Origin of the sequence: Nocardioides sp. CPCC 206348, from assembly GCF_048654705.1 — a bacterium.
Taxonomy (GTDB): Bacteria; Actinomycetota; Actinomycetes; order Propionibacteriales; family Nocardioidaceae; genus Nocardioides.
In genome coordinates this window covers 1-2,400 of sequence record NZ_JBMCZA010000175.1, presented here as the reverse complement: position 1 = coordinate 2,400, position 2,400 = coordinate 1, and the positions used below count along the sequence as shown (strand labels likewise).

Genomic DNA, 2,400 nt, shown 5'->3' with positions numbered 1-2,400 from the left:
TTGCCGAAGTCCCAGCTGCGCGAGGCGATCGTGCCGTCCGCATCCGTGCTGGCGTCGGTGAAGGTGCACGCGAGGTTGGTGCAGGAGTGCGTGAACGACGCGGTGGGCGGCTGGTTGCCGCCGCCCCCGCCGCCGATGGTGAAGTCGTACCGCGCGAGCACCGGGTAGTGGTCGCTGGTCGTGGTCGCATAGTTGGCGACCCAGCTCTCGGGGTGGAACGCGACCGCCGAACCCGGGACGTACTTCGCGCTGACCTCGTTGGTGTTGAGCTGGTGGTCGATGAAGTCCGGGTAGTCCGTGGTCGACGCGACACCGGCGAGTGACTGCGCGCGCGTCGGGAAGCTGTAGCGCGCCGAGTCGTTGACGAAATTGGCGTACGGCGTCGCCATCCCGGACGTGATGGACGTGTCCACGTCGTCGTTCCAGTCACCGATGACGAACACGTTCTGCGTCGGGTACGTCGTGTCCAGGTAGGACTTCAGGGCATCGGACGCGGGCTTGCGGAGGTTCCAGGCGTCCGAGGTGGAGCCCGCCTTCGCGTGCAGCACGATGAACACGAGGTCCTTGGTCACGCCGTCGAAGGTGCCCCGGAGCGTGTACTCCACGGGCGGGCGACCGGCGAAGTTGCTGTTCTGGTTGGTCAGGATGACCTTGGCGCTCACCAGGCTGGCAACGTTGGTGCGCCACACGAGGGCGACCTTCTGCTCGGCGTTGCTGAAGTCGGAGTAGTACTGCGGGCCGTTCGTCACGATCGGGTCGTTCGCCAGGACGCCGGTGTAGCCGGGCATGCCGGCGACGAGGTTGGTGAACGCGGAGGTGCTGACGACCTCGGAGAGACCCCACACGTCCATGTCGGCGCCGGCCATGACGTCGCGGACGTTCTGCTGCTGGAGTGACTCGTTGGTCGGGCCGAATCCGGTGTCGCCGAACCACTCGACGTTCCAGTTGCCGACGTCGAGCTGGGTGGCCGAGCCCTGGGAGGGTACGACGGCTGCGTGCGCCGGCGCCGTGAGTGCGAGGGGAGCGAACGCGATGGACGCGGCGAGCGCAGCCGTGAGCGCGCGAAGACTGACCTTCATCGAGGACCTTTCGGGAGGGGCGGAGGCCTCCGGGGAGCCTTCCCGAGAGGCGTTCCGATTCTTCCATCGCTGCCGACGTCCGGCGAGGAGTGGCGACTGAACGTCGGCCGTCGAACGCCTGAACAGGAGTCGCCGCCCGTCGCTGTCATCCGGGCGTGGGCGACACCTCGGGGACGGTGCTGCGCAGGCGGCTGAGGCCGCGGTGCCGGGCGACGCACACGGCGGTGGCGGTCATGCCCAGCGCCACGGCGGCCTGTTGGTTGCTGAGCCCGGCGACCTCCCTGCAGCTCAGCACCTCGCGCTCCCGCTCCGGCAGGGTGGCCAGCACTGCCCTGGTCCACTCAGCTCCCGCCACCTTGTCTGCGAGGTCCGGCGCCCCGTCGCCAGTGAGCAGCTCACTGATACCGATCGGCTCGGTCGGCGCTGTCGCCCGCCGAAGGGTACGACGACGAGCCGACGCCGAGTGGTTGCGGGCGATGCCGAACAGCCAGCCTGAAAACGCATCCCGGTCACCATGAAAGTCCGCGATCGAATGCGCAGCGACCAACCAGGACTGGGAGACGAGGTCCTCGGGCGCCGCGGCCACGTCCCCCGAGGGGCGCGCCTTCAGCCACACCAGCAGCCGGCCGGTAAGGCTCTCGTACAGCTCACGCCACACGTCCGGGTCCCCGTCCCGAGCCCGAGCGATCAACTCGTCCTCTGCCACGCTTCGTCGCTTCAGTCCTCCGCGGTGGCACCGGCACCGGGACCCGCGTCGCTACTACCCGTGGTGTCGTCACCGCCGTCCTCGCCGCGGCTGACGTCGTCGTCGGGTTCTCCCGCCTCCTCCGAACCGCGGGCGTCGTCTCGCCCGTCCCCGGCTTCCTGCTCCTCGTCTGCGTCATCACCCGAGGCTTCGTCGTCATCCCCACCATCGGGATCCCGAGTCCGGTCGTCATCCGCGGACTGATCTGCGCCGCCCGAGTCCGGTGCCGTGTCACCGGCGCCCGAGTCGTCGATGTGACGGCCGGTCGTCGCCGACATGTCGTCGTCCACCGCGCCACCGGAATCGGTGGCCGGTGCCGGGACGGACGTCTCGCCGGTCGGGGTGGTCGTCGTCATCGGGAGCGGCGACGGCTCGTCATCGCGGTCGAGAGCCGACAGCGCAACCGCACCGCCTGTGACGACCGCGACAGCAGCGGCTGCCGCGAGCGCGGCTGCCCATCCGTGGCGGGGCATCGGCAATGTCGGGACCGTGCCGGGCAGGGAGGCGGCGGGCGGCCAGCGCCAACTGTGCCACGAAGGCCGGATCGGCCGGCGTCTCCGGGATGGGCGGGCTCAG

Annotated in this window: 3 protein-coding genes; all 3 read right to left on the bottom strand. The window is 69.8% G+C overall.

The window, feature by feature from the left end; genetic code table 11:
* The coding region (locus ACOADB_RS13870; RefSeq protein ID WP_378599576.1) for an endonuclease/exonuclease/phosphatase family protein at positions 1-1,079 on the bottom strand (1,079 nt) is incomplete at its 3' end.
* 145 nt (positions 1,080-1,224) lie between these two features.
* Positions 1,225-1,785 carry an RNA polymerase sigma factor gene (locus ACOADB_RS13865; RefSeq protein WP_378599573.1) on the bottom strand — a complete coding sequence of 187 codons (561 nt, stop codon included), beginning with the start codon at positions 1,783-1,785 and terminating at the stop codon, positions 1,225-1,227.
* A gap of 11 nt (positions 1,786-1,796) precedes the next feature.
* Positions 1,797-2,297: a hypothetical protein gene (locus tag ACOADB_RS13860; protein ID WP_378599570.1), complete on the bottom strand. Its 501-nt coding sequence runs from the start codon at positions 2,295-2,297 to the stop codon at positions 1,797-1,799.
* Positions 2,298-2,400 lie beyond the last annotated feature (103 nt).

Coding starts and splice junctions, on each gene's coding strand:
- ACOADB_RS13860 (WP_378599570.1), bottom strand. CDS start 2,297: ATGCCCCGCCACGGATGGGCAGCCGCGCTCGCGGCAGCCGCTGCTGTC.